The organism is Nitratidesulfovibrio liaohensis, assembly GCF_011682075.1.
Taxonomy (GTDB): domain Bacteria; phylum Desulfobacterota; class Desulfovibrionia; order Desulfovibrionales; family Desulfovibrionaceae; genus Cupidesulfovibrio; species Cupidesulfovibrio liaohensis.
In genome coordinates, this window is the sequence record NZ_VSMK01000151.1 from 1 (window position 1) to 5,780 (window position 5,780).

Annotated in this window: 5 protein-coding genes; 2 read left to right on the top strand and 3 right to left on the bottom strand. The window is 67.1% G+C overall.

What is annotated here, in order from left to right; genetic code table 11:
• A partial coding sequence (locus tag FVW27_RS06350) for an RluA family pseudouridine synthase (protein WP_167123693.1) occupies positions 1–1,086 on the bottom strand: 1,086 nt, incomplete at its 3' end.
• A gap of 109 nt (positions 1,087–1,195) precedes the next feature.
• Here FVW27_RS06350 and upp point away from each other — a divergent pair.
• Complete coding sequence (gene upp, locus FVW27_RS06355) at positions 1,196–1,822, top strand: uracil phosphoribosyltransferase (RefSeq protein WP_167123695.1); 627 nt, start codon at positions 1,196–1,198, stop codon at positions 1,820–1,822.
• A gap of 225 nt (positions 1,823–2,047) precedes the next feature.
• A complete protein-coding gene (uraA, locus tag FVW27_RS06360; RefSeq protein WP_167123697.1) occupies positions 2,048–3,334 on the top strand; it encodes a uracil permease in 1,287 nt (428 codons plus the stop codon).
• Between the two features lie 380 nt (positions 3,335–3,714).
• On the opposite strand, the gene cmk is transcribed toward uraA, so the two are convergent.
• Positions 3,715–4,374, bottom strand: a complete 660-nt coding sequence (gene cmk, locus FVW27_RS06365) for a (d)CMP kinase (RefSeq protein ID WP_424991851.1) — start codon at positions 4,372–4,374, stop codon at positions 3,715–3,717.
• A gap of 76 nt (positions 4,375–4,450) precedes the next feature.
• Complete coding sequence (gene hisC / locus FVW27_RS06370) at positions 4,451–5,614, bottom strand: histidinol-phosphate transaminase (RefSeq protein ID WP_167123701.1); 1,164 nt, start codon at positions 5,612–5,614, stop codon at positions 4,451–4,453.
• Positions 5,615–5,780 lie beyond the last annotated feature (166 nt).

A 5,780-nucleotide genomic window follows, 5' to 3' on the forward strand; every position in this document is an offset into this window, starting at 1 on the left:
CACCGGCAGGCCCGCCTCGCCCAACTGGCGGATGAGGGCCGACTTGCCGCAGCCCGGCGAGCCGGTCACCACCACCCGCTGCATGCGCCGCGACAGGCGCAGGGCCAGCGCGACGAAGTCCGGCGGGGGCGGGCAGGTGAAGTGCATGTCCCTGTCCGTTTCCGGATGCCGGAACGACAGGCGCCAGGCGTGCAGCATCTGGCGCGGGGGAAAGTCCGGCAGTTCGCCCGCTGCGGGCGGCACGGCTTCCGACGGGCCGTACACTGCGTCCTGCCACAGGGGGTGCCCCAGATGGGCCATGTGCACTCGTATCTGGTGAGTGCGCCCGGTGAAGATGCGCACCGCCACCAGGGCGAAGCGTCCGTCCGGGTCGGCCAGCAGCACCCGCCAAGCCGAGCGGGCGGGCTTGCCGCCACGGTTTTCCGGCACCACGGCCATCTTCACCTTGTGCAGCGGGTGGCGGCCAATGGGGGCCTCCAGTTCGCCCTGTGCCTTGGGCACGCCGTGCACCAGGGCCAGGTATTCCTTGTGCACTTCACGCGCTGCAAAGGCCCGCGACAGTTCCAGTCGTACCGCCTCTGTCAGGGCCACCAGCAAAAGGCCGCTGGTGTCCTTGTCGATGCGGTGCACGATGCCGGGGCGAAAGCCCTCTTGCGCGGCCAGTTCGGGAAAGTGGCGCACCAGCCGGTGCACCAGCGTGCCTTCCGGGCAGCTGGGGCAGGGGTGCACGGTGAGCCCTGCGGGCTTGTCCAGCACGGCGATGGCCGCATCGCGGTACAGCACGGCCAGGTCGCCGTCTTCGGGCGTGACCCTGGCGGCGGGCACGGCCAGCGTGAGGGTTACCGTCTGGCCCGGCTCCACGCGGGTGTTGGGCACGGTGCACGCGCGGCCCTGCACAGTGGCAGCGCCCTCGCGGATGGCCCGCTTGACCTTCTCGCGGGAGACGGCATCGCCGTGGCCGTCCCTTTCGCGCTGGTCGGCCATGACATCGCCCAGAAAGCGGTCCAGGCGCTGTCCGGCGTGTTCGGGGGCGACGGTGAAGGAGTGGGTGCGCGTTTCGGCCTGGGGGGGCGGTAAATTCGACATGTTTGGCAACGGTTGTGCTTTCTCTTGACCGATGGGGGCGTGTTTTTTACAACCTGTGCGTTTGGGGGGCAAGCGCCCCTGCACACCGAGACAGACAAGGAGACCTATCGTGGCCGTTACCGTGGTGAATCATCCGTTGGTCAAGCACAAGCTGGGCATCCTGCGCCAGCACGACGTGCCGGTAAGCGAGTTCCGGGCCATTTCCAACGAAATATGCCGCCTGCTTACCTACGAGGCCACCAAGGACCTCGAAACGGAGAAGGTAACCATACAGGGGTGGGCCGGGCCTGTCGAGGTGGACCAGATCCGCGGCAAGAAGATCACCGTGGTGCCCATCCTGCGCGCGGGCCTTGGCATGCTGGACGGCCTGCTGGACATGATTCCCGGCGCCAAGGTGAGCGTCGTGGGCATGTTCCGCAACGAGGAAACCCTTGAGCCGGTGAAGTACTACGTGAAGCTGGCCAAGAACATAGAAGAGCGCATGGCCATCATCATCGACCCCATGCTGGCCACCGGCGGCACCCTGAACGCCACCATCGACCTGTTGAAGGAAGCGGGCTGCCCGCAGATCAAGGGCCTGTTCCTGGTGGCCGCGCCGGAAGGCATCAAGAAGGTCACCGACCGCCATCCCGATGTGGACATTTACGTCGCCTCGGTCGACGAACGGCTCAACGAGCACGGTTACATCCTGCCCGGCCTTGGTGACGCGGGCGACAAGATATTCGGCACCAAATAAGGCGCACCACGGGGCGGGACAGCAAATGTCCCGCCCCTTTTTACGGGGGGCCTCGCCGTTCCCCGTCATACCCTGCGGCACGGCCCCGGCAATGCCGGGCACGCCGCACGAACACAGGTTTTCCGCAAGGCGGCAGGGCGGTTGCCCGAACCGCGCCGCGCAACGGCCCCGCGCCCGCGCGCCGCGCGCATGCACACACCACATCAGCACTTTTCGGAGAGGGCAATGGCCAGAAAGACCATCCAGGTGGAGGAAAAGGTACCGTTTCTTCAGGGTATTCCCCTGAGCTTCCAGCACCTTTTCGCAATGTTCGGGGCGTCCGTTCTGGTGCCCACCCTGTTCAAGATCGACCCGGCCATCGTGCTGCTGATGAACGGCATCGGCACCCTGATCTACCTGGTGCTCTGCAAGGGCAAGGCCCCGGCTTTCCTCGGCTCCAGCTTCGCCTTCCTGTCGCCCGTGTTCGTGGTGCTGGGCGCGGACCAGGCCATGTGGGGCGCCAACTATTCCTATGCGCTGGGCGGGTTCATCGCCTCCGGCTGCATCTTCATCGCCGTGGCCCTGATCATCTGGAAGTTCGGTCCGGAATGGATCGGCGTGGTGCTGCCGCCCGCCACCATGGGGCCCATCGTGGCCCTGATCGGCCTTGAACTGGCCGGGGTGGCCACCGGCATGGCGGGCGTCATGCCCGACGCCAACGGCGTGTACAATTCCACCGCCATCATCATCTCCATGACCACCCTGCTCACCGTGGCCTTCGGCTCGGTGCTGTTCCGGGGCTTCATGGCCATCATTCCCGTGCTGACCGGCATTGCCGTGGGCTACGCGGTGTCCATGGCCCTTGGCGCCGTGAACTTCGCGGGCGTGGCCGCCGCCCCCGTGCTGGCAACCCCCACCGTGTACGTGCCCAAGTTCGACATCAACACCATCCTGATCATCATCCCCGCCGCGCTGGTGGTCATTTCCGAGCACATCGGCCATCTGGTGGTCACCGGCAACATCGTGCAGCGCGACCTGACCCGCGACCCCGGCCTGCACCGCTCGCTCATGGGCGACGGCGTGTCCACCGTGCTGTCCGGCTTCTTCGGTTCCGTGCCCACCACCACCTACGGCGAAAACATCGGCGTCATGGCCATCACCCGCGTGTACTCGGTGTGGGTCATCGGCGGCGCCGCCGTCATCTCCATCCTGCTGGCCTTCGTGGGCAAGCTGTCCGCGCTCATCCAGTCCATCCCCACCCCGGTCATGGGCGGCATCTGCATCCTGCTGTTCGGCGTCATCGCCGCCTCGGGCATCCGCATGCTGGTGGAATCGCGCGTGGACTACTCCAAGCCCGCCAACCTCACCCTGACCGCCATCGTGTTCATCACCGGCATCAGCGGCGTGCCCGTGCAGGTGGGCTCGGTGCAGCTCAAGGGCATGGCCCTCGCCACCGTGGTGGGCATGATCCTGTCGCTGATTTTCCATGTGCTGGATCGCAGCGGCGTTGCGAGTTCGCAAACGGATTTGTAAGAGTATTGAGGATAACCGGGGGAAGGGAGGGGGCTTTGAAAAGCCCCCTCCCTTCCCCCGAACCCCCAACCCTCCCGCAAACTTTTCATTTGGTTCGTTGCATCCCTGTCGCGGTAACGCGGCGGGGATGTTTTTTTGTGGAGGTAGAGAGGTATATTCGCGGCGCCATGGTTTGTATGTTTATCCACGGTTACGCCGAAACGTGAGTGCAACGCACGGCAGCCGTTATGCGAGTCTTCGAGCATTACGGATGGCGATCGCAACGCGCGAAAGCCCTTTGCCCGCCGGAGGCAGTGTGAAAACTGTCCTTGAAATGGAACGGCCCGCACTTCATGAGAAGCGCGGGCCGCGTCATTTGAATCGGGATGTCAGCGGGTGGTCTACAGTCCACCGCGCGCGGTGATGTGCCGGGTCAGTTCCGCGAACACCCCGTCGATGTCGAGGGTGGTGGTGTCCACCGTCACGGCGTCGGCGGCGGGGCGCAGCGGGGCCACGGCGCGGTTGCGGTCCATGTCGTCGCGCTCGCGGATCTGGGCGGCGATGGTGGCAAGGTCGGCGGGCTGGCCCTGTGCTTCCAGTTGCTGGCAGCGACGGCGGGCGCGTTCCTCCGGCGTGGCGTCCAGAAAGAACTTGTGGCGCGCCGCGGGAAACACCACGGTGCCCATGTCGCGGCCTTCCACCACCAGGGCGCACGAGGCCCCCAGCGCCTGCTGCGCGGCCTTCAGCCGTTCGCGCACCACCGGCAGGGTCGCGATGCGCGAGGCCAGCGCGGCCACTTCCTCGGTGCGGATTTCCTCGCCCACGGGCACGCCGTTGCAGGACAGCACGGATGCCCCGCCCGCCCCTGACAGCGCGAAGCAGAAGCCTTCCAGCCGGGCGCGTAGGTCGCCTTCCGGCAGTTCGTGCGCACCGGGGCCCAGCTTCCAGGCCAGGGTGCGGAACATGGCCCCGGTATCGAGATAGGCCACGCCCAGCGCGTCGGCCAGCCGTTTGGCCAGGGTGGTCTTGCCCACGCCAGCCGGGCCGTCCAGCGTGACCACCGGTACGGAGGGGGATGCGGCGGGCGAAGCGTTGGCGGCAATGCCTTTGCCCGCGCAGGAGCAGGCGCGACACGTATCAGGCATGGGCCATGATCTCCCCGGCAGCCTTCAGGAACGCCGCGTTCTCGTCCGGGCTGCCCACGCTGACGCGCAAAAGGTCGGGCAGGCCATAGCTTTTCAGCGGGCGGATGATGATGCCGCGCCGCAGCAGTTCCTCGAACAGGTGCGCCGCGCTCTTGCAGGACGGGGCCGGGCGGAACATCACGAAGTTGGCCTTGCTGGGGTACACGTGGCAACCAAGCGCGGTCAGCCCCTCCATCAGCGCAGCGCGTCCCTCGCTGGTTACCCGCAGGGTCTCGGCGCGGAACACGTCGTCCGCCAGCGCGGCCAGGCCCGCCTCTTCTGCCAAAATGTTCACGCTGAACGGCAGCCGCACCCGGCGCAGGTAGTCGGCCAGTTGCACGGGCAGGATGCCGTAGCCCAGGCGCAGCCCGGCCAGCCCGAAGCTTTTGGAAAAGGTGCGCAGCACGGCAAGGTTGGGGAATTCGTCGATGCGCCCCAGCAGCGAGTGGGCCGACTCGTCGCCGCAGAAGTCCATGTACGCCTCGTCCACCACCAGCAGGCAGCCGGAGGGCAGGGCGCGGGCCAGCCTTTCCAGGTCGGCCACGGGCGGGCAGAAGCCGGAGGGGTTGTCCGGCGTGGTCACGAAGACCACGGCGGTGGCGTCGTCCACCAGCGCCATCAGGCCGTCCCAGTCGAAGGAAAAGTCCGCCGCCAATGGCGCCTGCCGGAATTCCACCCCCGCCAGCCGGGTCTGCAATTCATAGATGCTGAAGCACGGGTTGAACGCCACCACGTTGTGCACGCCCGGCACGGCCCGCACCCGCACGATGAGGTCGATGATCTCGTCCGAGCCGTTGCCCGCCACCACGCGTTCCGCAGGCACGCCGTGATGCGCGGCGATGGCCGCCGTCAGGCGCGGGTTGCCCGACTGGGCATAGCGAAAGGCCAGGTTCGCCTTGTGTCGCAGTGCGTGCTGCACCACGGGCGAGGTGCCCAGCGGATTTTCGTTGCTGGCCAGTTTGATGACGTGGGCAAGGCCGTACCTGTCGCGGATTTCGTCGATGGACAGGCCGGGGGTGTACGGCTTGAACCCGCACACCTCGGGACGCACGGCGCTGGGCGAGGCCAGCGGAAGTCCCGTGGGGGCGCCTGCGCTGGCTGTTTTGTCGGCACACATGGGGGCAACATGCTCCTTCGTTGGGCGCGCGGCGGGGCGGGGTGCGCCCGCCGTCGCGGAAGACCCCTCAGATAGTCCAAGGCGCCCGCACTGCGCAAGGGGCGGCACTGCGCAGGGGGGCATGCACGATGCGCCATCGGGCCGCGCGGTGCCGGTCTGGCCGCCT

What these genes read in the sequence shown, in the direction of transcription:
- uraA (WP_167123697.1), top strand. Translation starts at nt 2,048, where the DNA reads ATGGCCAGAAAGACCATCCAGGTGGAGGAAAAGGTACCGTTTCTTCAG.
- hisC (WP_167123701.1), bottom strand. Translation starts at nt 5,614, where the DNA reads ATGTGTGCCGACAAAACAGCCAGCGCAGGCGCCCCCACGGGACTTCCG.